This is a genomic window from Flavobacterium sp. UBA4197, assembly GCF_002379575.1.
GTDB classification, from domain to species: Bacteria; Bacteroidota; Bacteroidia; order Flavobacteriales; family Flavobacteriaceae; genus Flavobacterium; species Flavobacterium inviolabile.
The window spans coordinates 172,095-194,698 of sequence record NZ_DFUB01000022.1 but is presented as its reverse complement, the minus strand read 5'-3'; the positions used below and the strand labels follow the sequence as shown (position 1 = coordinate 194,698).

The following is a 22,604-nucleotide window of genomic DNA, read 5'->3' as shown; positions in this document are numbered from 1 at the left end:
TTACTCTTCTCCAAACTATTTCCAAACTATTTTTTGCCTTTCTACAAAACAATTACTTAACAAACTGATTACTAATCCTTAATATAACAAATTATTTTTTGAGGTTTTTCATCCGCATCACCCACACCATTAAAAAACACTGCAATCTCAGTAAATTCAATTGAAAAACACAAATCCGGCTTTATCACCACATCACAATACACCTATATATAGTAAAACAAACATTTATTAAATTCTTTTACAATTATACCTTATATATATATTGTATGTATTTCTTTAAACCGTTATATTTGCGCTTTATAAATTTAACATATGATAAAGATTACATTACCCGATGGTTCGGTTAAAGAGTTTGCACAAGGTGCAACTCCGATGGATGTTGCCAAAAGCATTAGTGAAGGATTAGCCAGAAATGTTATTTCTGCTTCTTTTAATGGTACAACAGTTGAAACCACCACCGAGTTAACCACGGATGGTTCTCTTATCTTATATACATGGAACGACAAAGAAGGTAAAAAAGCTTTTTGGCATTCTACTTCCCACGTAATGGCGCAGGCTTTACAGGAAATGTATCCGGGCATTAAATTAACTATTGGTCCTGCTATTGATAACGGATTTTATTATGATGTTGATTTTGGTGATCACAAAGTAACCGACAGCGATTTCAAAGCTATCGAAGATAAAGTGCTGGCGATCGCAAAAGAAAAGCACGAATTTAAAATGCGTTCTGCTTCAAAAGCAGAGGCATTGGCTTTCTATGCAAAAGAAAACAATCCTTATAAAACAGAATTAATTGAAAATTTAGAGGACGGTACGATAACTTTCTGTGATCACGCTACTTTTACCGATTTATGCCGTGGTGGCCATATTCCGAATACCGGAATCATCAAAGCCATGAAAATTTTATCTGTAGCCGGAGCTTACTGGAGAGGTGATGAGAAAAACAAGCAGTTAACCCGTGTTTACGGAATTTCATTCCCGAAACAGAAAGATCTGACGGATTACCTGGAATTACTGGAAGAGGCCAAGCGTCGTGACCATAGAAAATTAGGAAAAGAACTTGATTTGTTCCATTTCTCTCAAAAAGTAGGACAAGGTTTGCCTTTATGGTTACCAAAAGGAGCTGCTTTAAGAGACCGTTTGGAGCAATTCCTTAAAAAGGCTCAGAAAAAAGCCGGATACGAGCAGGTAGTAACACCGCATATCGGACAGAAAGAACTTTATGTTACTTCCGGCCACTATGCAAAATACGGAGCAGACAGCTTCCAGCCGATTCACACACCGGCAGAAGGTGAGGAATTTTTATTAAAACCAATGAACTGCCCGCACCACTGCGAAATATACAATGCAAAACCCTGGAGTTATAAAGATCTTCCGAAACGTTATGCTGAATTCGGAACGGTGTACCGTTACGAACAAAGTGGTGAATTACACGGTTTAACCCGTGTGAGAGGGTTTACTCAGGATGATGCACACATTTTCTGTACGCCGGATCAGCTGGATGCCGAATTTAAAAACGTAATTGACCTTGTATTATATGTATTCGGATCGTTAGGTTTTGAAAATTTCACCGCTCAGATTTCGTTACGTGACCCGGAAAAACCGGAAAAATACATCGGATCGGATGAAAACTGGGAAAAAGCGGAAAGCGCTATTATCAATGCAGCAGCCGAAAAAGGCTTAAACACTGTTGTTGAGTATGGTGAAGCAGCTTTTTACGGTCCTAAATTAGACTTCATGGTGAAGGATGCTTTAGGAAGAAGCTGGCAATTGGGAACAATTCAGGTAGATTACAATTTACCGGAGCGTTTTGAATTGACTTATAAAGGTTCTGACAATGAATTACATAGACCGGTAATGATTCACCGTGCTCCTTTCGGATCCATGGAACGTTTTATTGCCATATTACTGGAACATACTGGAGGAAATTTCCCACTTTGGTTGATGCCGGAGCAAGCTATCATACTGTCTTTGAGCGAGAAATATGAAAATTATGCCAAAAAAGTTTTAGATTTGCTAGAAAATCACGAAATTCGCGCCCTAATTGATAACCGTAATGAAACTATCGGTAAGAAAATTAGAGAAGCTGAAGTTCAGAAATTACCGTTTATGTTGATTGTTGGTGAGGAAGAAGAAAAGAACGGCACGATTTCTGTTCGTCGTCACGGTGATTCCGGAAAATCAAATCAAACAATGACTATCGATCAATTTGCTTCTTTAATACAGGAAGAAATCAATAAGACATTAAAATCATTCTAAGTTTAACTTAAATTTTTAGAGCCATAGCAATTAAAAACAACAGGGGTTACCAACCCAGAGTAGAAAAAAAGGATGCGCATAGAACAAACAATGCCATTCGAGTTCCTGAAGTTCGTCTTGTAGGAGAAAACATTGAGCCTGGAGTTTACAAAACTTCTCAGGCTTTACAAATGGCTGAAGAGCAAGAATTGGATTTGGTAGAAATCTCTCCCAATGCCGCTCCTCCTGTTTGTAAAATAATGGATTACAAAAAGTTTCTTTACGAGCAAAAGAAACGTGACAAAATGCTTAAAGCTAAGTCAACGCAAATTGTTGTAAAAGAAATTCGCTTTGGTCCTCAAACTGATGAACATGATTATGAATTCAAGAAGAAGAATGCTGAAAAGTTCCTAAAAGAAGGTTCTAAATTAAAAGCTTTCGTATTCTTTAAAGGTCGTTCGATTATCTATAAAGAACAAGGACAAATCTTATTATTAAGATTAGCTCAGGATCTTGAAGAGTATGGAAAAGTAGAAGCACTTCCGGTTCTTGAAGGTAAACGTATGATTATGTTTATCGCTCCTAAAAAGAAAAAACAATAATCTTTTTAGAGCACCGTTCCAAAACTTTAGCTTCGGGTAAAGCAGCAGAACAACCGACAATTAATCAAAGAGCGTTATGCTCCTGATATGATATTGATTTTTACTTTTACAAGTAAAGACAAATAAAAATAGTAAGTAAGATAAATCTAATACCTAGGAAGAAAATGCCTAAAATGAAAACTAAATCTAGTGCTAAGAAACGTTTTAAAGTTACTGGCTCTGGAAAAATCAAAAGAAAGCACGCTTTTAAAAGTCACATTTTGACTAAAAAATCGAAAAAGCGTAAATTAGCTTTAACGCACTCTGCATTGGTTCACCAATCAGACATTAAGAGTGTAAAAGAACAATTAAGAATTATCTAATCGTTCTTTCGGTTACAACAATTTAATAACCCTGGAGTAGTGCCCGAAATTTATTTCGACAAGAACCTGAAAAGGTCGCCTGCTACAAAAACAATTTAAAATTATGCCAAGATCAGTAAATTCAGTTGCTTCAAGAGCTAGAAGAAAAAGAGTATTGAAGCAAGCCAAAGGATTCTTTGGAAGACGTAAAAACGTTTGGACAGTAGCGAAAAACGCGGTAGAAAAAGCAATGCAATATGCTTACCGTGGCAGAAAGCAAAAAAAGAGAAATTTCCGTGCATTATGGATTATGCGTATTAACGCTGGTGCACGTTTACACGGAATGAGTTATTCTCAATTCATGGGTAAAGTAAAAGCTAACAACATCGAATTGAACCGTAAAGTTCTTGCCGATTTAGCAATGAATCATCCAGAAGCTTTTGCAGCTATTGTAAATAGAGTTAAATAAACGTTTGTTAAACATATTTATCTTACTTATTATAAAACCCATTCGAAAGAGTGGGTTTTTTGTTTTATATCGCTAGTGTTCTTAACTCCTTCCTTTTTTCAAAGGTTTATTTTTAATTTTATACTACTTTTGAAGTCAATTCCATTTTAATGAAAAAAGCAACAACCAATACTACGACAAAAAGCCTGCATCCGCGAAACAAACATAATGACCGCTATGATTTTAACCAGCTCATAACGGTATATCCGGAACTGAAGGCTTTTGTTGCCTTAAATAAATTTGGCAGTGAAAGTATTGATTTTGCCAATCCCGAAGCTGTAAAAGCGCTTAATGTGGCTTTATTAAAACAGTTTTACGGCATTGACTACTGGGATATTCCCAAGACCAATCTGTGTCCGCCCATTCCGGGACGGGCAGATTATATTCATTATATAGCTGATGTATTAACCGAAAGTAATCATCACAAAATACCGACCGGTAAAAACGTTCGTGTCCTGGATATTGGCGTAGGTGCCAATTGTATTTATCCGATTATCGGGCATCAGGAATATGGCTGGACGTTTGTGGGAACAGAACTGGACAAACCGTCCAAAGCTACTGCAGAAAAAATTATCAGCAACAATCCAGGTCTGCAGGATACGGTTAGCATTCGCTTACAGGAAAACAAGCGCAATATTTTTAAGAATATCATACAACCGGGCGAAACATTCGATATTACTATTTGCAATCCTCCGTTTCACACTTCCAGGGAAGCGGCAACACAAGGCTCACAACGCAAACTGAAAAACCTGGGCAAAGCTGCCGAAGGCAAACCGGTATTGAATTTCAGCGGTCAGAATAATGAGTTGTGGTACGAAGGCGGCGAACTGGCTTTTATTACCAATATGATCTATGAAAGTGTTCACTTTAAGTCCCAATGCCTGTGGTTCTCGACACTGGTTTCCAAAAATGACCATTTAAAAAACTTTTACACTATTCTTAAAAAGGTAAAAGCAGTACAGGTTAAAACCGTTACTATGGAGCAAGGCAATAAGGTGAGCCGTATATTGCTCTGGACATTCTTAGAAGAACGACAACAGGAAAGCTGGTCGGCAAAAAGATAAGGGTTTTAATGCTAAAATATAGACATCCCGGTTTTGGTTGTCAGTAATTCCAGCGCATTCATTCCCAATTCGGAATTTCCTTTTTCGTTTAATCCCGGACTCCAGGTGGTCACGGTAAAGTTTTTGGGATATAAGGCTGCTATACCACCGCCAATACCGCTTTTTCCGGGCAAACCTACTTTATAGGTAAACTCACCGGATTCATCATAAAAACCACACATCTGCATTAGTGCATTTAGTCTTTTTACCTGACTCTGGGTTAAGATCTGCCTGCCGGATCGGGTCATTCCTTCATTGGCAAAAAAGAAAAAAGAGTGCGCCAGTTCTTTACAGGTCATTTCAATGGCGCATTGAAAAAAGTAAAAATCCAAAACTTCTTCCACATCATTTTCAATGTTTCCGAATGATTTGATAAAGTTTGCCAAAGCGGCATTACGAAAACCGGTTTGTTTTTCCGATTCGGCTACTTTGCTGTTATAATTTATATTGGGGCTTCCGGATATGGTCCGGACGAATTCCAGGAAGTCCTGTTTCGGATTTTTTAATTGGGAAACCAGCATATCGGCAATAACGATCGCTCCGGCATTGATAAAAGGGTTTCTGGGTATTCCTTTTTCATATTCCAGCTGTACTAAGGAATTAAACGGATTTCCAGAAGGTTCCACACCAACGCGCTCCCACATTCGCTCGCCCAATGAGGCAAAAGCCATGGCCACAGTGAGTGCTTTGGAAACACTCTGGATCGAAAATTTTTCTTCGCTATCGCCAATGCCGTAATCCTCTCCATCAATTGTTGTCAGGTGAATGCCAAATTTACCGGGATCTACTTTTGCCAGTTCGGGAATAGTGGCTGCGACCGTTCCGGTAACCGGTAATCTGCTGATTTGTTGGTATATTTCCTGTAAGATGGCTGTATAATTCATATATTCGGATCGAATGAGGTATTATTAAGCCACAAAATTATACTTTTTTGGTCTTCAAGAACAGAAATTATCTGTTTCTATTGTAAGGAAAGACTGTCCAGGCTGATAATTCTGTTCTGGATCGCATAGACCACCAGACCAGCCACGTTTTTGGAGTCTGTTTTTAACAACAGGTTGTTCCGGTGTCCTTCCACAGTTCGTGGACTGATAAACAGTTTTTCCGCAATTTCATTGGTACTTAACTGTCCACAGATTAACTGTAATACTTCTTTCTCCCGATTGGTCAAATAATCATCGTCGAAGTTACTTTTTGCTTTTTTCTGAGATTCAATCATGCTTTCGTTTACTACCTGCATTACAAAATCATTATAATAAAATCCTTTGCTGATTACCTCGTTGATGGTAAAGAGCATTTCTTTTGGTGTTGCATTCTTCACTAAATAAGAAGAGGCACCCACCTGAATCATATTCGCAATAAAAGGTTTGGTATTGTAGCTTGTTAAGGCAATAATTTTAATGTCGGGGAAAACTTTATGGATTATTTTCGTTGCTTCCACTCCGCTTATCAGCGGCATTTTCAGGTCCATTAAAATAACATCCGGAAGATTGCCTTTATTCTCATCCAGATAATCGATCAATTCACTTCCGTTAGAGGCTTCAAAAAGTATTTCAAAGTTTCTTTCCCGCTGTAAAATAAAAGCCACTCCTTTTCTGAAAAGCGCTTCGTCATCGGCTAAAACAATTTTAATTGTATCTGACATCAGATTAATTTTTAAAAATTAAAAGTCACATTTATTCCCTTATTAATCTCACTCTCAATATTGAGTTGTCCATTCAACATCGTAACTCTGCTTTCAATATTTTTCATACCAAGTCCGGGTTGTTTCTTTATAACTTTAGTATCAAAACCATTTCCATTGTCGGTATAAATACAATACCGCCCGCCAAAATCTTTGTCAAAACGGATGTCGATAACGGTTGCTTTTCCATGCCGTAATGAGTTATTAATCAATTCCTGCAAAATCCTGAAGATGTGCAGTTGGTTTTCATGCTTAATTTCTTCGAAAATTTGCTGCCTGTGTACGTTGTGATAGTTAATGTGTACTTCACAGTTATTGTACTGCTGGCACAATTCTTCAATAGCGGCATGCAGTCCGAACTTGTCCAGTATTGGCGGCAATAAATTGTGTGCTATTGTCCGGGAACTTTCCAGAACCTTAGCGGTAATTGTAATGATACCGGTTGTTATTTCTTTGACTTCTTCACCGGAAAGATCGGAAGCCGTTAATAAATGGCTGTTCAAGGAAATGATATTTAATTTTGAACTGATATCGTCATGCAAATCCTGCGCTATTCTTTCTCTTTCTTTTTCCTGTGTGAGGATGGTGGCCTGCAGGAGTTTCTTCTGATAGTCAATTTCAAGGTCTTTTTTTTCCAATTCCTTCTGAACAATTTTCTTCCGGGAATAATAGACAAAAATCAGTACAGCAACAATCATTAAAACAAAGGCTATAAAAGTGTAGATTACAGCCGATATTATTTCTAAATCATGTGCGTTCAAATCATTCATAGTCTTCAGTATTACGACGGGCTCTTTTTCGCCATTCTATGAAAATAAACAACTGGTATACCACTATCAGGAAGGCATTTAACAACCAGACAATATTCCGGGATTCGAGTTTCAGCGTGTTGATCAGGTTTCCTGAAATAAACAAAACCGTACTTCCGAAAAGGTAAATCAATATCCCTGTGTTGATATAATAGTAATTTTTTTCCTTGTTTAAAAGATTGTAAAAGTGAAACATTGAATACAGTATTAACAGATAGGATGTTATAAAAATTTCAAACAGGTTGAATTTTAAAAACAGTTGTTTATCCGATAAGTACTGGACTCCTAAAACAAACAGGCATCCCATTAAACAGGTTCGCACAATCCTTCGCTGTATTTTCATTTCTAAAATTGTCAGGTAAAAAAAACTTAACAAGATCAGCTGCAATACAAAGTAAAAATGGGAAAGGAACAGGTTGTTGATTCCTTTATTCTTTAAAAGGCTTGTAAAAAACTGTATTAATGCGATAACAAATAAATAAAGGGTAAATATTCTGAAGGCCTTGTCTTCTTTTCTGCATCTCTTTAAATACAGAATCAAATTGATCCCTGAAAATACATACCCTAAATAGATAATATAATTAATCAAAAGGATAATTTTTTATTCACCACCACTAATAAAAGGTGCTTTTTTATTACAAGTACTCGGACACGGTTCTGAAAAATCATAGATATATTGTCCTTTGCTTTCGTCAATCATATCATTTCCGTCAGCATCAACACCTACAATCATTAATTTTTCCACATTGCTTTCATCAACTCCCAGGTAAGCTCTGACATTTTGCGCACCAGCTTCTTTCATTACCTGAGTAAAATCTACTCCGGGAACCCAGAAAGCTTTTAATTCATGGTGCCTGTTGTAGCTTCCTTCTTTGTTTTTCCATCTTGCAGCCCAGTCCTGAGCCGTTGCTAAACTAATCGTATTTTCTGCCATAAGTAATAAATTATAAGTTACATATCTTATGTAAAAATAATACTATTAATTTTTATTTTGGCATTTTTCCTTAAAAAAAATCGCATTTTATCACATTATGTTATGCTTTTGTTGTGCTAAAATGAACAAAATGTAACTTTTAAAAAATACGAATATAAAAAATATGCATTTCATAAAAAAAGCATAATAGTAACTATTATGCTTTTTTGAAATTGTGATCAGAATTTTATGTTTTGAGTTTTTTCTTTCTGGCAGCCGGAAATAATACATTGTTTAAGATTAAACGGTATCCGGGAGAATTGGGATGCAGGTCCAAAACCGTTGGTGCGTCGCCTACCCGATGCTCATAATCTTCCGGATCATGCCCGCCGTAAAACGTGAACATTCCTTTGCCTTTGGTACCGTGTATATAACGGGCTTCACCATTAAACTTGTTCTCTCCCATAACCAGGATATTCGATTTGATCCGCTCACTGTCGAAAGCGGTGGTCTGTCCCATAAAACCTTTTACCAGCTGGGTATGGTTCTGGCAAAGCATACTCGGGATGGGATCCCATTTTGCCGAATATTCCATCAGCGTGAAATAATCATTATCGGGCAATACTTTTCGCTTTCGCGACATATCAATATCTGAAAATTCATAAACAAGCGGGTTTCTTTCCAGGATAAAGTCCTTGAATGCAAAGCTTTTATTGTAGTCAATCCGCGCCTGATAGTTTGCCTCGCTGTCATCGCCGTCAAACATCGGTTCACAGATGTCCACTCCTTCGGCAGCAAGGGCAATATCAAAGCTGTCTGTTGCAGAACACATGGCAAACATAAAACCGCCGCCAATTACAAAGTTTCGGATCTTAGTGGCTACAGCCAGTTTTTCCTGTGATACTTTGCTAAATCCCAACTTGGTTGCCAAAGCTTCTGCTTCTCTTTTTTGTTCAATATACCAGGGTGCATTCCGGTAGGCTCCGAAGAATTTCCCATATTGCCCGGTGAAATCTTCGTGGTGCAAATGCAGCCAATCGTATAGTAAAAGGGCATCGCTTAGTACTTCTTCATCATAGATTGCCGTAAACGGAATTTCGGCATAGGTTAAAACCAGTGTCACCGCATCGTCCCATGGTTTTTTCCCTTTGGGTGTATATACGGCAATTTTGGGTGCTTTTTCCAGCACAACCGTTTCCATATTTTGTGAAGGGGAACTAATTTCATTCAGGATTCCGTTTGCCTGATTGTCGGACAGTACTTCAAAAGTTACCCCGCGGATCTGGCATTCTTTACGGATCTCAGCCGCATCCGGCAACAGAAAAGAACCGCCTCTGTAATTTAGCAGCCAGCTCACTTTATACTGCTTATCCAGTGCCCAATAGGTAATTCCATAGGCTTTTAAATGGTTTTGCTGCACTTCGGCTTCCATCGGCAGCAGTATAAATGCTGCTTTTGCCGAAATTGAAAACAGGAATACCAAGAATATATAAACGGACTTTTTGAGATGCATTACAATTGATTTATTTTCAAAGATAAGTGATTTCAAAAATAAAAACTCATAAAAAAAGCCTACAGATGCAGGCTTAATTTTATTTTTTAGAACGGAACATCGCTGTCGTCGTCAAAACTGTTCATGTTGCTTCCGAAAGCTTCGTTAGCCGATGGCAGGTTTTTGGTGATGAAAGGATTATCGTCCATATTCATTCGGGATGGCAATTCGTCAAAAGGAGAACCGAAATCGTCCAGGTTGTCAAATTTACCCAGATTTCCGATAAATTTCAGACGAATGTTATCCAATCCACCGTTACGGTGTTTGGCTACGATAAATTCTGCCTGACCTTGTGTTGGCGAACGCTCTTCGTCATCCCATTCGTCAATTTTATAATATTCCGGGCGGTAAATAAAGGATACGATATCGGCATCCTGCTCAATCGCTCCGGATTCACGTAAGTCGGAAAGCAACGGTCGCTTGCTGGCTCCACGGGTTTCCACCGCACGTGATAGCTGTGACAGTGCAATTACCGGAACATTTAACTCTTTTGCCAGGGCTTTTAAGTTTCGGGAAATGGTGGAAATCTCCTGCTCACGGTTTCCGCCGCCGCCTTTTCCGTTACCGCCGGCCGTCATTAACTGAAGGTAATCGATCACAATCATACGGATTCCGTATTGGGAAGCCAGACGACGTGCTTTTGCACGTAAATCGAAAATGGACAGTGACGGGGTATCGTCAATATATAAAGGTGCTTTTTCGAGGTCTTTTACTTTTATGGAAAGTTGTTCCCATTCGTGTTTTTCCAGTTTTCCGGTACGCAGTTTTTCAGAAGACAAACCGGTTTCGGAAGAGATCAAACGGGTGATCAGCTGTACGGATGACATCTCCAGCGAGAACAAAGCAACCGGTGCTCCGGCATCGATAGCCATATTTCTTGCCATTGAAAGTACGAATGCGGTTTTACCCATACCCGGACGTGCCGCGATAATAATTAAATCGGAAGGCTGCCAACCGGAAGTAAGTTTATCCAGATCGTGGAAACCGGTAGGGATTCCGCTCAATCCTTCTTTATTGGCAATTTCTTCAATACGTTTTTTTGCCTGGATCACTAAACTTTGTGCCGTTTCGGAACTTCTTTTAATGTTTCCCTGCGTTACTTCATACAGTTTGGATTCGGCTTTGTCCAACAAGTCGAATACATCGGTCGTTTCATCATACGATTCTTCAATAATTTCATTTGAAATTTTGATAAGGCTTCGCTGAATGTATTTCTGCAATATAATTCTTGAGTGAAACTCAATGTGTGCGGAAGATGATATTTTCTGAGTCAGCTGAATCAGGTAAAAATCGCCTCCGGCTAATTCTAACTTCCCGTTTTTTCGCAGCTGTGCGGAAACGGTCAGAAGGTCAATCGGCTGTGTATCGTTAAAAAGTTCTACAATGGCTTCAAAGATATGCTTGTGGGCATCTTTGTAAAAAGCATCGGGTTGTAAAATATCGATAACCTCATCCACTCCTTTTTTATCAATCATCATGGCACCCAGAACCGCCTCTTCAAGGTCTAATGCCTGAGGAGGTAATTTGCCTTTTTCCAGATTAATAATAGTAGTTTTATCTACTCTGTTTGGGTTTACATTTTTGAGGTTTTCCATATTGCTAAGGTAGCCAATTTTTAGGTGAATATATTTTGAGTTGTTAGTCTTCTGCTGTTCATAACCTCTCAAAAAATGTTAATAGTTAAAAAAAATCCGAAGCTGTAAGGCTCCGGATGTTATGATTTGTAAGGTAATTTCGATTATTCTTTATACTCACCCATTCTACTGTATTTTTCCATACGCTGAGCCACTAATTCTTCTGTTGATAAGTCTTTCAACTCGTTATATCCTTTGGTGATATATTGTTCAACGGTTCTGAAAGTCGTTTCTCTGTCGTAATGAGCACCACCAAGCGGTTCCGGGATAATATCGTCAATTAACTTTTGTTTTTTCATATCGAAAGAAGTTAATTTCAACGCTTCGGCAGCCTGCTCTTTGTATTCCCAGCTTCTCCATAAAATAGAAGAACACGATTCCGGAGAAATTACAGAATACCAGGTATTTTCCAACATGTAAACTTTATCACCAACACCAATTCCCAAAGCTCCACCTGAAGCTCCTTCACCAACGATAACCGTGATGATAGGCACTTTCAGACGAATCATTTCGAAGATGTTTCTGGCAATAGCTTCCCCCTGTCCTCTTTCTTCTGCTTCCAATCCCGGATATGCTCCCGGAGTATCTACTAATGTAACTACAGGAATTCCGAATTTTTCGGCCATTTTCATTAAACGAAGTGCTTTTCTATATCCTTCCGGATTTGCCATTCCGAAGTTACGGAATTGTCTGGTTTTCGTATTGTATCCTTTTTGTTGTCCGACAATCATGAACGACTGCCCGCCAATTTTACCAAGTCCGCCAATCATTGCTTTGTCGTCCTTAACGCCTCTGTCTCCAAAAAGTTCCAGGAAAGTATCCCCGCAAAGGGCTCTGACATGGTCCATCGTGTACGGTCTGCTTGGATGTCTCGAAAGCTGAACACGTTGCCATGCCGTTAGATTTTTATATATATTTCTCTTGGTTTCTTCTAATTTTTTCTCAATTTGTTTGCACGTATTAGAAACATCAACATCCGATTCCAGTCCGATTATCTGACATTTATCTAACTGATCTTCAAGTTCTTTAATAGGAAGTTCAAAATCTAAATATTCCATTTTTTAGTACCTTTTTGGGTTTAGTTTGAGCTACAAAGATAAATTATCATTTTATATTGTAGTAACAATTTATTAATTTGTTTTTATTTTTTTATAGTTCTTGGCGATTCCGTTTAGCAGAACCGTAAGCAGTATTATGGCCGCTCCCACATAAAAAGAAGGGCTCATTTTTTCTTTTTCCCGGAAAACCAAAACGGCTAATATAATTCCGTAAATAGGCTCCAGATTAATCGTCAGCATTACGGTATACGGGCTTAAATATTTCATAACTTTCACTGAGGCTAAAAAGGCATAGGCCGTACAAACAGATCCTAAAACCAGCAGCCAGATACAATCGGATAAGCTCAGTACAAAGAATTCCCGGGTAAAATATCCGGATACCAGCATATAAACCGTCAGAAATCCGACACCGCCCAGCAGTTCATAAAAAGTGATGACTCCTGCGTCATGTTTTTGGGCAAACTTCCCGTTGATCACTGAAAAAAGTGCCGATAAAAATGCCGAGGTCAGCGCTAAGATTATTCCGTTAACATGGTCGCCTTCCACATTAAAGATGATTCCCAATCCCAACACGACTATCAAGCCGAAAAGCACTTCATACCAGATCATTTTTCTTCCATAGAAAATGGGTTCCAGAAATGAGGCAAAGAAAGCGCCGGTAGACAGACAGGCTAATGTTACGGAAATGTTGGAAACTTTAATCGCCATAAAGAACGTCAGCCAGTGCAGCGCAATGACCAATCCGCCTAAAAGGAATTTCACGAGCGTAGTCCCGGAAACGGCTATCGGTCTTTTTCGGTATAACAGGTAAAGCAATACCAGAAACACCGCTACCATCATGCGATACCACACCAAAGGCAGGGCTTCCAGGGAAATCAATCCGCCTAAAATAGCGGTAAACCCCCATATAAAAACAATTAGATGGAGGTTTAAGTAACTTTTAATATTATCGTTTGGCATTTCTAAGTAGGTAAATCGCTAAAATTCCAAAAACAAAATTAGAGAACCATACGGCCACTAAAGGCGGTACGCTGGATTTTTCGGCCAGTGTTCCAAAAATCTTGTCAAAGAAAATAAAGGTAAAGGCTATTGCAATTCCCAGGGCTAAGTTTACTCCCATTCCTCCTCTTCGCTTCATGGAAGAAACCGAAACGGCAATAATGGTCAGAATAAATGCCGAAACAGGGATACTGTATTTTTTATATTTGACAACCAGATAGGTGTTGATATTGGGTGAACCACGTTGTTTTTCCTTTTCGATAAACCGGTTCAGTTCTCCTAAGGTCATGGTTTCTGCAACATAAACAACCGGCGTTAAATCTTCCAGATCAAAATCCAGAATCATGTCCTTTTGTTCCTGTTTTTCAATTTTATCATCCAGTTCTCCAATGGTACGCTTGCTGTAATTGAATAAGGTGTACGTACTGTCGGCAGGATTCCATTTTATACGGCTGGCATTGATTTTATATTCTAACTGATCGCCTTTAAATTTTTCAAGGGTAAAGTTGAACGCTATCTTGGATTCGTAGTTAAAATTACTCACATAGATAAATTCGTCTTTACTAATCTGCCGGTAAACATCCTGGTTTTCCCTGACGGTTGGATTACTGGACAGGTAATTGTAACGGAAATCGTTAAATCCCTGACTTGCTTTGGGCACCAGAAAGAATCCCATAACCAATGAAAACAGCGATACTAACGTTGCCCCGATAATGTACGGCCGTAAAAAACGGCTAAACGAAATTCCGGAACTTAAAATCGCAATGATCTCGGTGTTATTTGCCAGTTTCGAGGTAAACCATATTACGGAAAGGAACAGGAATATCGGGAAAAGTAAATTGGCAAAATATATTGTAAAATCGTAATAGTACTTTAAAATGGCTACTAAAGGTACTTTATTAGCAAGCATTTTATTGATCTTCTCCGAAACGTCAATAACGATTCCTATAGGAATAAACATTAATAACATGACCGAGAAGGTTGCTAAATACCGTTTTAGGATATATTTATCGATTATGTTCATTCGCAAGTTAGAATAGAAAATTAATTGTTAGCATTATAAACGTTGGCTCATCTGTTTTACCATTTTTTCCTTCCATGCATAAAAATCACCTGCTAAAATATGCTGTCTGGCTTCGCGAACCAGCCACATATAAAACCCTAAGTTATGAATGGTTGCGATTTGCTTCCCTAAGTATTCGTTAGCAGCAAATAAATGGCGTAAATAGGCTTTTGAGTATTCGGTATCTACAAAAGTAATTCCCATTTCGTCAATTGGGGAAAAATCGTCTTCCCATTTTTTATTTTTAATGTTAATTGTACCGTTAGCTGTAAATAACATTCCGTTACGGGCATTACGCGTTGGCATCACACAATCGAACATGTCAATTCCCAATGCTATATTTTCAAGGATGTTAACCGGTGTTCCCACTCCCATTAAATAACGCGGTTTGTCTTCCGGTAAAATGGCCGTAACCACTTCTGTCATCGCATACATTTCTTCTGCAGGCTCTCCTACAGAAAGTCCTCCGATGGCATTACCCTGCGCTCCTACACCGGCAATGTATTCTGCCGACTGCTGACGCAGGTCTTTATAGGTACTTCCCTGTACAATCGGGAAAAATGTTTGTTCGTATCCGTATTTAAACGGTAATTTATCCAAATGTGCAATACATCTGTCCAACCAACGGTGGGTCATGTGCATCGAACGTTTTGCATACCGGTAATCACAAGGGTATGGTGTACATTCATCGAATGCCATGATAATATCGGCTCCGATGGTACGCTGGATTTCCATCACATTTTCCGGTGAGAAAAAATGATAGGATCCGTCAATGTGCGATTTGAATTTTACGCCTTCCTCTTTAATTTTTCTATTGGAAGAAAGGGAATATACCTGATAACCGCCGCTATCCGTTAATATATTCCGGTCCCAGTTCATGAATTTGTGCAATCCACCCGCTTTTTCCAATATTTCGGTTTGTGGGCGCAGATACAAATGATAGGTATTTCCTAAAATAATATCGGGATTAATATCGTTTTTTAATTCTCGCTGATGCACTCCTTTAACGGAAGCAACTGTTCCGACAGGCATAAATATTGGTGTTTCAATAACACCGTGATCTGTAGTTATACTTCCCGCTCTGGCTTTTGACAACGGGTCTTTGTGTAATAAATCGAACTTCATACTTACTTTTTACAATCGGCAAAGATAATCGAATTCAACTATTCGATTGGGAGTTCCTTAGAAAATATTAACGATTGCGTCTTTATTTAATATTCTTTTTAAACAAATCCGCCGAAATGATAATAAGCAATTGTTTTGCTTACATTTTCTTCATTATAACGTAAAATCCTAAGGCAATAAAAACAGTCAGTACTCCGGTTCCGATCCACAGCGTATCAAATCCGTAAAAATCGGCTACACGGGTTCCCAAATAAGGCGATACGATATGGGCCGCCGAATAAGCCAGGGCGCCAAATCCCATATAAGCGCCTCTGTTTGTTGCTCCGGAACGCTGAACCGTCACGGTAGCCACAAACGGCATTACCAGGATTTCCGAGATACACAAAACAAACATGGACACATACAATACCAGGTATTTACCCGGCAGTACCAGCATTATAAACGACAAGCCGCATAAAATCGTTCCTAAAATGATTACCTGTGCCGATGTCATTTTACGTTCGGCAATATGCACCAGCAGCATTTCCAGCGCAAAGACCACAAAACCGCTATAGGCCAGCAATATCCCGATGTCTGCTTCGGTTAATTTATGGATCTCTTTATAGAACAAAGGCAGTGTACTCAACAATTGAAAGAAACAGATTGCATATAGAGCCGTTAGTATGTTGAACCAGATAAACTGTTTGTCCCTGTATGGAGAAACTTCTTTGGCTTCTGCCGCCGCATCCGCTTCTTTTTTCAATACGTTTTCGTTCCCTTTTCTGTTTCTGAAATAAAAGAAGAATAACAGCCCGGCCAAAACAGCACCGATCGCATTGCCGTAAAAAAGCCAGCTGTAGGATATAATTGCCAGCAAGCCGCCCAAAGCAGGACCTATGGAAAATCCAAGATTGATAGCCATACGATTGAGCGAAAAAGCACGGGTAATATTTTCCGGTTTGGCATAGTATGCCACCGAAACGGAATTGGCCGGCCGGAACGAATCGGTAATCACGCTCAATATAAATATTCCTACCGCCAGTGTTTCCACCGTTTTAAATAGCGGCAGCAGGCAGAACATCGGAACCGACAGCAATAAGCTTACCGTCTGCACTTTAAAATGTCCTACTTTATCGGTCAACCAGCCGCCTAACCAGGAACCGGTTACCGCTCCCAGACCAAAACAGCTTAGTACCGTACCGGCTTCCTTTAGCGAAAAGTGCAGGGCTTCCGTCATATAAATCCCTAAGAAAGGAAGCACCATAGCTCCGCTTCTGTTGATAAAAATAACCAGCGCAAGCATCCATGCGGGTTTTGATAAACCGCGATACGAATCCAAATAAATATCTAAAAAACGTTTCATCTGTTAAACCGAAAAGGGGATACAATTAAAAAGTTACTAAAAGTACTACATTTAAAGCGTTTCCTCCTATCATTAAGCGAAATTATTACGTGCTAAATCTGAAACTAAAAAACAAAAAGAGTTGGTACATCTTTAAAATAAAACTATTTTTGCCATAGTTTAACTTTTACATAAAAAATGAAGCCTAACACTCAACAATTAAACGACTTAACAATTCAGGTTAGAAGAGATATTCTTCGTATGGTTCATGCTGTAAATTCAGGACACCCTGGAGGTTCACTTGGCTGTACCGAATTTTTAGTAGCCCTTTACCAACATTTAATGGACCGCAAAGAAGGTTTTGACATGAATGGTAGCGGTGAAGATCTTTTCTTCCTGTCCAATGGTCACATTTCGCCGGTTTTTTACAGCGTATTAGCAAGAAGCGGGTATTTCCCTGTTGCTGAATTAGCTACTTTCCGCCTTATCAATTCCCGTTTACAAGGGCACCCGACTACGCATGAAGGGTTACCGGGAATTCGTGTTGCTTCAGGTTCATTAGGACAAGGAATGTCTGTTGCCATCGGAGCTGCGCTAACCAAAAAATTAAACGGTGACAACCATATTGTTTACAGTTTACATGGTGACGGTGAGTTACAGGAAGGGCAAATCTGGGAAGCGGCGATGTATGCTTCTGCTAAAAAAGTAGACAACTATATTGCTACCGTAGATTTAAACGGAAAACAAATTGACGGAACAACAGAAGAAGTTTTATCCTTAGGCGATTTAAGAGCCAAATTTGAGGCTTTCGGATGGGATGTTCTTGAGATAAAAGAAGGAAACAACCTTGAGGCTATCATCAATGGTATGACTGATGCCAAATCAAGAACCGGAAAAGGAAAACCAGTTTGTGTATTGCTATATACCGAAATGGGTAACGGTGTTGATTTCATGATGCACACACACGCATGGCACGGTAAAGCACCAAACGATGCACAATTGGAAAGTGCTTTAGCTCAAAATCCGGAAACTTTAGGAGATTATTAATCGATCTTTCTAATTTTTAAATTCTTTTAATTACGTCAACAAATGAAAAAATATACAAACACAGGAAATAAAGATACGCGCTCTGGTTTTGGAGCCGGACTTACAGAACTTGGTCAAAAAAATGAAAATGTAGTAGCACTTTGTGCAGACCTGATCGGTTCATTAAAAATGGATGATTTCAAGAAAAATCATCCGGAACGTTTTTTCCAGATCGGGATTGCAGAAGCTAACATGATTGGAATTGCAGCAGGAATGACTATTGGCGGTAAAATTCCTTTTACCGGAACTTTCGCTAACTTTTCTACCGGAAGGGTTTACGACCAGATTCGTCAGTCGGTAGCCTACTCCGATAAAAACGTTAAAATCTGTGCTTCGCATGCCGGATTAACATTAGGAGAAGATGGTGCTACACACCAGATCCTTGAAGATATCGGTTTGATGAAAATGCTGCCTGGAATGACGGTAATCAACACTTGTGATTACAATCAGACAAAAGCAGCTACATTAGCTATTGCTGAGCACCACGGACCGGTTTACCTGCGTTTCGGCCGACCGTCTGTACCTAACTTCACTCCGGAAAACGGAACATTCGAAATTGGTAAGGCTGTCGTATTAAACGAAGGTACTGATGTTACAATTATCGCTACCGGACATTTGGTTTGGGAAGCTTTGGTTGCTGCGGAAGCTTTGGAAGCAAAAGGTATTTCTGCCGAGGTAATCAACATCCACACGATAAAACCACTGGATGAAGAAGCGATTCTTAAATCGGTTGCTAAAACAGGTTGTGTTGTTACTGCTGAAGAGCACAATATGCTTGGCGGTTTAGGCGAAAGTGTTTCCAGAACATTATCGTTAAACAATCCTGCGCCACAGGAATATGTAGCCGTTAAGGACAGTTTTGGCGAAAGCGGAACACCGGATCAGTTAATGGAGAAATACCAGTTGAACAATCAGGCTATTTTTGCAGCTGCCGAAAAGGTTATCACACGAAAATAATCAATATGTTTTATACAACAAAGCCTGTCCGACTGGACAGGCTTTATTTTTACAGCAGTATTTACCATAAAAAAAGCCCTTCTTGAAAAGGGCTTTTTTTATTTTACTGGCTTACTCTTAGTGACAAGTAGCATCCAGATGTTTTCTTAATCGTGCCGGATTCGCGTTGTTTCCGCTACAATCCGGAATCAAATCATAGGTATACTGGTTAATAGTACCCGGAATACGGATCTCTTCTTTTGTAGGTACACCATCATTATCATCATCCACGTCAAAAATATCAGCGATACCGTCACCATCTGTATCAATCAGGTTGTAATTTGCATCAAAACCATATTCATATCTTGACAATACACCATCGGCATCCTGATCTAAAAATTGTATGTCGTATAATTTAAACGTAAACACCAACGGTGAATATTCCGGAATACTTCCAACATATTGGCTATAATAGCCTAATCCTGAAGGCAGGAACATTACTCCTGCTCCGTAATCTTCATGACGCAATGTTCCGTCAGGCACTCCCGCTTCGTTTACATTTTCTACTGTAACTCCTCTTCTGAATTCCGGGAAAATAAACTCCCATCCTTTTATTGCTCCCACAAGGCTGATTTCGGTAGCATTCGGAGCATAATCAAACTGGTATCCCGTTAACAGCGTTCCTCTGTAGGAAGTGTACAGTTTATCTACGCCACAAGGGGCATCACCTGTACCGGCAGCAGTTTTTAAATAATAAACTTTATATAAGATATTGTGAAGTTTCACTGTTTTATTCAATAACGGATAGGTTGTCTGATCCCAGATAGAAACCTGACTTCCTCCGGCAGGAATCGCTGTGATTGTCATATCCTCAACATCTCCATGTGCATTATGAGTAACTTCCAGGTAATGTGTTTTCAAATAATTTTCAATGGCTGTATTATCAGCGGCAAATTGCTCAGAATAATCCCGGATTTCAGCACCACCGCTACCTTTATCATCACATGCAAAAAGAGAAAACATAAGGACTAAGCTCCCTACTATCTTAAATAATCTATTCATTATTAATAAAATTTAACGGTGCAAGATACAATTTTCATTTATTTTTGTTTTAATATTAACATTGAATTTTGAATTTTCATATGAGAGTGGATAAATATTTATGGTGTGTACGCTACTATAAAACAAGAAACATTGCAACAGAAGCTTGTAAAAAGGGGCACATCACTGTAAATGGACAAACAGCAAAACCTTCCAGGGAAGTTTTTGCTACAGATAAAATTACATTACGAAAAGATCAGATTAACTACATACTGACCGTTCTGGATGTTCCCGAAAGCAGAGTGGGCGCCAAACTGGTTGACATATACCGAAAAGACGAAACGCCTTTAGAGTCTTTTGAACATCTGGAATTACTAAGGCTTTCCAAGGAGCATTACCGCGCCAGAGGAACAGGCCGTCCTACTAAAAAAGACAGACGGGACATTGACGATTATACCTTAGATGCTGACGAAGATGACACCGAAACTGAATAAAAGTTACTGGGAAGACCGCTATCTGAACAATGAGACCGGATGGGATGCCGGTTCAATTACCACACCGCTGAAGGATTATATTGACCAGATTGACGATAAGACGATGAAGATCTTAATACCCGGTGCCGGAAATGCACACGAGCTGGATTACCTGTTTTCAAAAGGATTCCAAAATGTATTTGTCATAGACCTGGCCGCTTCGCCGTTACAGAACATCAAAAAAAGAAATCCGCTGTTTCCCGGATCCCAGTTGATTCAGGGTGATTTTTTTGAGCTGAAGGAGCACTTCGATCTGATCCTGGAGCAGACTTTTTTCTGCGCGCTGTCACCGGAGCTTCGCAAAAATTATGTTTCCAAAATGGCACAATTACTAAACCCTAACGGAAAAATCGCCGGACTGCTGTTTGATTTCCCGCTCACCGAAGCCGGACCTCCGTTTGGCGGCAGCAAAGAAGCGTATTTAAGCCTTTTTTCAGACATATTTTCGATAAAAACACTTGAAAGAGCTTATAATTCCATAAAACCAAGACAAGAAAAAGAGTTCTTCTTTATCTTTGAAAAAAATAACAACAACACAAAAACAATGAAAAATATTATCTTAACCCAACAGGAAATCAACCATAAAACCAAACGAATTGCTTTTCAGATCTACGAAACTTTTGTAGATGAAAACGAAGTTGTTTTAGCCGGGATCGCTTCCAACGGGTATATTTTCGCTCAGAAAATTGCGAAAGAACTGGAACAGATTTCCGATTTGAAGGTTATTTTATGCGAAGTAAAAATCAACAAAACCAAACCTCAGGAAAAAATCACCACATCACTAAGCCCGGAGCAGTACGAAAATAAAGGTTTGGTACTGATTGATGACGTGCTTAGTTCCGGCACCACTTTGATCTATGGTGTAAAGCATTTTCTTGACGTTCCGCTGAAAAAATTCAAAACTGCGGTACTGGTAGACCGGAACCATAAAAAATATCCCGTTAAAGCCGATTTTAAAGGCCTCTCCTTATCGACTTCACTATTAGAGCACATCCAGGTTGTTTTTGAAGAAACAGAGGAATACGCCTATTTAAGTTAACAAGCTTTCAATTTCCGAAACAATATGATCCGGCTTTTTACCATCAACGGCAATCACATGTTTGGCCTGGTGGTAAAAATAGCTTCGGTCAAACAAATGTTTGGCTATAAATTCTTCTATTTCGGTTTCTTTTAACGAAGCCAGCAAAGGTCTGCCCGCCTTTTCATTTTCCAGTCGTTGCATTAACTCCTTAACGGATGCTTTTAAGTATACCGATACGATACCTTCCAGCTGTAAAAATTCATGGTTATTGGCATAACAGGGAGCACCACCACCCAGACTTAATATATAATCCTCCTTTTCTGCTATAAATTCCCGGAGTGTTTCGTGCTCGATCTTGCGAAATCTGACTTCTCCAATCTCCGAAAACAATTCCGGAATGGTCTTTTTTGTCTTTTCTTCAATAATTTTATCCAGATCAAAAGCCGGTATTGCTATTTTTTCTGATAATATTTTACCTATTGTTGACTTGCCGGAACCCATATAGCCAATGAGGACTATTTTTTTCATAATAATAAATATCTAATAAACAGAAACTTAAATAATCCCTGTAAAAAAAAGGCAAATTTAAACCAAAATTCCCTTGGATAATAAAAAATACGTCTTATATTTGCACCCGCAATCAGGAAATGATTACAGACTCGGTAGCTCAGCTGGTANNGAATCCCAGCCGGGTCACAAAAATGACCTGAATTTATTTTCTGAAAGCAAGACTCGGTAGCTCAGCTGGTAGAGCACATCACTTTTAATGATGGGGTCCTGGGTTCGAATCCCAGCCGGGTCACGAAAGTCGAACAGCGATGTTTGACTTTTTTTTTTAAGGCCACGTGGAGAAATTGGTAGACTCGCCATCTTGAGGGGGTGGTGTTGAAAGACGTATGGGTTCGAATCCCATCGTGGTCACGAGGATTACCTAAAGTAATCTGAATGATCAGAAATAGTACGGGAGATTCCCGGAAGCTGTTTCAGGAAATATTGATAAAGAGATTAAGAAATAATTACAGACTCGGTAGCTCAGC

The 22,604-nt window shown here is 39.1% G+C and carries 23 protein-coding genes, 2 tRNA genes and 1 pseudogene; 12 read left to right on the top strand and 14 right to left on the bottom strand.

The genetic code is table 11. From position 1 onward, the window contains the following. The first annotated feature begins 312 nt into the window (after nucleotides 1–312). The 5 genes from thrS (at nucleotide 313) to rlmF (ending at nucleotide 4,753) form a co-directional block, all read left to right on the top strand. Nucleotides 313–2,259, top strand: a complete 1,947-nt coding sequence (thrS, locus tag B3394_RS13415; protein WP_273247038.1) for a threonine--tRNA ligase — start codon at nucleotides 313–315, stop codon at nucleotides 2,257–2,259. A gap of 29 nt (nucleotides 2,260–2,288) precedes the next feature. Further along, nucleotides 2,289–2,840, top strand: a complete 552-nt coding sequence (infC, locus tag B3394_RS13410; protein ID WP_177736271.1) for a translation initiation factor IF-3 — start codon at nucleotides 2,289–2,291, stop codon at nucleotides 2,838–2,840. Nucleotides 2,841–3,004: 164 nt separating this feature from the next. Continuing rightward, nucleotides 3,005–3,202 carry a 50S ribosomal protein L35 gene (gene rpmI, locus B3394_RS13405; RefSeq protein WP_177733202.1) on the top strand — a complete coding sequence of 66 codons (198 nt, stop codon included), beginning with the start codon at nucleotides 3,005–3,007 and terminating at the stop codon, nucleotides 3,200–3,202. 103 nt (nucleotides 3,203–3,305) lie between these two features. Further along, entirely contained in the window at nucleotides 3,306–3,650 is a 345-nt protein-coding gene (gene rplT, locus B3394_RS13400; RefSeq protein WP_177733200.1) for a 50S ribosomal protein L20, read from the top strand. Between the two features lie 149 nt (nucleotides 3,651–3,799). Continuing rightward, complete coding sequence (rlmF, locus tag B3394_RS13395; protein WP_286925583.1) at nucleotides 3,800–4,753, top strand: 23S rRNA (adenine(1618)-N(6))-methyltransferase RlmF; 954 nt, start codon at nucleotides 3,800–3,802, stop codon at nucleotides 4,751–4,753. Nucleotides 4,754–4,764: 11 nt separating this feature from the next. On the opposite strand, the gene B3394_RS13390 is transcribed toward rlmF, so the two are convergent. The 12 genes from B3394_RS13390 to B3394_RS13335 form a co-directional block, all read right to left on the bottom strand. After that, on the bottom strand, nucleotides 4,765–5,676 hold the full coding sequence (locus B3394_RS13390; protein ID WP_286925582.1) for a glutaminase: 912 nt from the start codon (nucleotides 5,674–5,676) through the stop codon (nucleotides 4,765–4,767). Between the two features lie 77 nt (nucleotides 5,677–5,753). Beyond that, a complete protein-coding gene (locus tag B3394_RS13385) occupies nucleotides 5,754–6,437 on the bottom strand; it encodes a response regulator (protein ID WP_177733193.1) in 684 nt (227 codons plus the stop codon). A gap of 11 nt (nucleotides 6,438–6,448) precedes the next feature. Then, nucleotides 6,449–7,246 (bottom strand): sensor histidine kinase, encoded by a 798-nt coding sequence (locus B3394_RS13380; protein WP_177733191.1) that lies wholly within the window; start codon nucleotides 7,244–7,246, stop codon nucleotides 6,449–6,451. Then, nucleotides 7,239–7,874, bottom strand: a complete 636-nt coding sequence (locus tag B3394_RS13375; RefSeq protein WP_177733189.1) for a hypothetical protein — start codon at nucleotides 7,872–7,874, stop codon at nucleotides 7,239–7,241. The genes B3394_RS13380 and B3394_RS13375 overlap by 8 nt, the downstream gene beginning before the upstream one ends. Nucleotides 7,875–7,886: 12 nt before the next feature. Beyond that, entirely contained in the window at nucleotides 7,887–8,219 is a 333-nt protein-coding gene (locus tag B3394_RS13370) for a hypothetical protein (RefSeq protein ID WP_177733187.1), read from the bottom strand. 226 nt (nucleotides 8,220–8,445) lie between these two features. Then, nucleotides 8,446–9,711, bottom strand: a complete 1,266-nt coding sequence (locus B3394_RS13365) for an asparagine synthetase B (RefSeq protein WP_286925581.1) — start codon at nucleotides 9,709–9,711, stop codon at nucleotides 8,446–8,448. Between the two features lie 86 nt (nucleotides 9,712–9,797). Beyond that, the gene (gene dnaB / locus B3394_RS13360; protein ID WP_177733183.1) at nucleotides 9,798–11,345 is read right to left on the bottom strand and encodes a replicative DNA helicase; all 1,548 of its coding nucleotides are present in this window, start codon (nucleotides 11,343–11,345) and stop codon (nucleotides 9,798–9,800) included. 143 nt (nucleotides 11,346–11,488) lie between these two features. Continuing rightward, nucleotides 11,489–12,442, bottom strand: coding sequence for an acetyl-CoA carboxylase carboxyltransferase subunit alpha (locus tag B3394_RS13355; RefSeq protein ID WP_177733181.1), 954 nt, complete (start codon nucleotides 12,440–12,442; stop codon nucleotides 11,489–11,491). Between the two features lie 72 nt (nucleotides 12,443–12,514). Next, on the bottom strand, nucleotides 12,515–13,402 hold the full coding sequence (locus B3394_RS13350) for a DMT family transporter (RefSeq protein WP_177733179.1): 888 nt from the start codon (nucleotides 13,400–13,402) through the stop codon (nucleotides 12,515–12,517). Continuing rightward, entirely contained in the window at nucleotides 13,389–14,465 is a 1,077-nt protein-coding gene (locus tag B3394_RS13345) for an LptF/LptG family permease (protein ID WP_177733177.1), read from the bottom strand. The genes B3394_RS13350 and B3394_RS13345 overlap by 14 nt, the downstream gene beginning before the upstream one ends. 33 nt (nucleotides 14,466–14,498) lie before the next feature. Beyond that, nucleotides 14,499–15,629 (bottom strand): tRNA guanosine(34) transglycosylase Tgt, encoded by a 1,131-nt coding sequence (tgt, locus tag B3394_RS13340; RefSeq protein WP_177733175.1) that lies wholly within the window; start codon nucleotides 15,627–15,629, stop codon nucleotides 14,499–14,501. Between the two features lie 139 nt (nucleotides 15,630–15,768). Further along, the gene (locus B3394_RS13335) at nucleotides 15,769–16,971 is read right to left on the bottom strand and encodes an MFS transporter (protein ID WP_286925580.1); all 1,203 of its coding nucleotides are present in this window, start codon (nucleotides 16,969–16,971) and stop codon (nucleotides 15,769–15,771) included. A gap of 177 nt (nucleotides 16,972–17,148) precedes the next feature. Between B3394_RS13335 and B3394_RS13330 the strand changes: the two genes are divergently transcribed. Beyond that, a complete protein-coding gene (locus B3394_RS13330) occupies nucleotides 17,149–17,997 on the top strand; it encodes a transketolase (RefSeq protein ID WP_273247032.1) in 849 nt (282 codons plus the stop codon). 42 nt (nucleotides 17,998–18,039) lie between these two features. Continuing rightward, on the top strand, nucleotides 18,040–18,993 hold the full coding sequence (locus tag B3394_RS13325; protein ID WP_177733169.1) for a transketolase family protein: 954 nt from the start codon (nucleotides 18,040–18,042) through the stop codon (nucleotides 18,991–18,993). Nucleotides 18,994–19,110: 117 nt separating this feature from the next. Here the strand turns inward: B3394_RS13325 and B3394_RS13320 are convergent, their stop codons facing one another. After that, the gene (locus B3394_RS13320) at nucleotides 19,111–20,034 is read right to left on the bottom strand and encodes an FKBP-type peptidyl-prolyl cis-trans isomerase (RefSeq protein ID WP_286925579.1); all 924 of its coding nucleotides are present in this window, start codon (nucleotides 20,032–20,034) and stop codon (nucleotides 19,111–19,113) included. Between the two features lie 80 nt (nucleotides 20,035–20,114). On the opposite strand from B3394_RS13320, the gene B3394_RS13315 reads away from it, so the two are divergent. From B3394_RS13315 to B3394_RS13305, 3 genes and pseudogenes are all read left to right on the top strand, one after another. Continuing rightward, complete coding sequence (locus B3394_RS13315; protein WP_177736268.1) at nucleotides 20,115–20,507, top strand: RNA-binding S4 domain-containing protein; 393 nt, start codon at nucleotides 20,115–20,117, stop codon at nucleotides 20,505–20,507. Beyond that, nucleotides 20,476–21,030, top strand: a pseudogene (locus B3394_RS13310) (methyltransferase domain-containing protein); the annotation flags it as partial. The gene B3394_RS13315 and the pseudogene B3394_RS13310, both read left to right, overlap by 32 nt. A 60-nt stretch (nucleotides 21,031–21,090) precedes the next feature. Then, complete coding sequence (locus B3394_RS13305; RefSeq protein ID WP_177733164.1) at nucleotides 21,091–21,585, top strand: phosphoribosyltransferase family protein; 495 nt, start codon at nucleotides 21,091–21,093, stop codon at nucleotides 21,583–21,585. Here the strand turns inward: B3394_RS13305 and B3394_RS13300 are convergent. Continuing rightward, nucleotides 21,577–22,095 carry a shikimate kinase gene (locus tag B3394_RS13300; RefSeq protein WP_273247030.1) on the bottom strand — a complete coding sequence of 173 codons (519 nt, stop codon included), beginning with the start codon at nucleotides 22,093–22,095 and terminating at the stop codon, nucleotides 21,577–21,579. The genes B3394_RS13305 and B3394_RS13300 overlap by 9 nt on opposite strands. Nucleotides 22,096–22,296: 201 nt before the next feature. Between B3394_RS13300 and B3394_RS13295 the strand changes: the two genes are divergently transcribed. Both B3394_RS13295 and B3394_RS13290 read left to right on the top strand, forming a co-directional pair. Continuing rightward, nucleotides 22,297–22,369 (top strand) — tRNA-Lys (locus tag B3394_RS13295). A 37-nt stretch (nucleotides 22,370–22,406) separates the two neighbouring features. Then, nucleotides 22,407–22,488: transfer RNA gene (locus tag B3394_RS13290), tRNA-Leu, on the top strand. Nucleotides 22,489–22,604 lie beyond the last annotated feature (116 nt).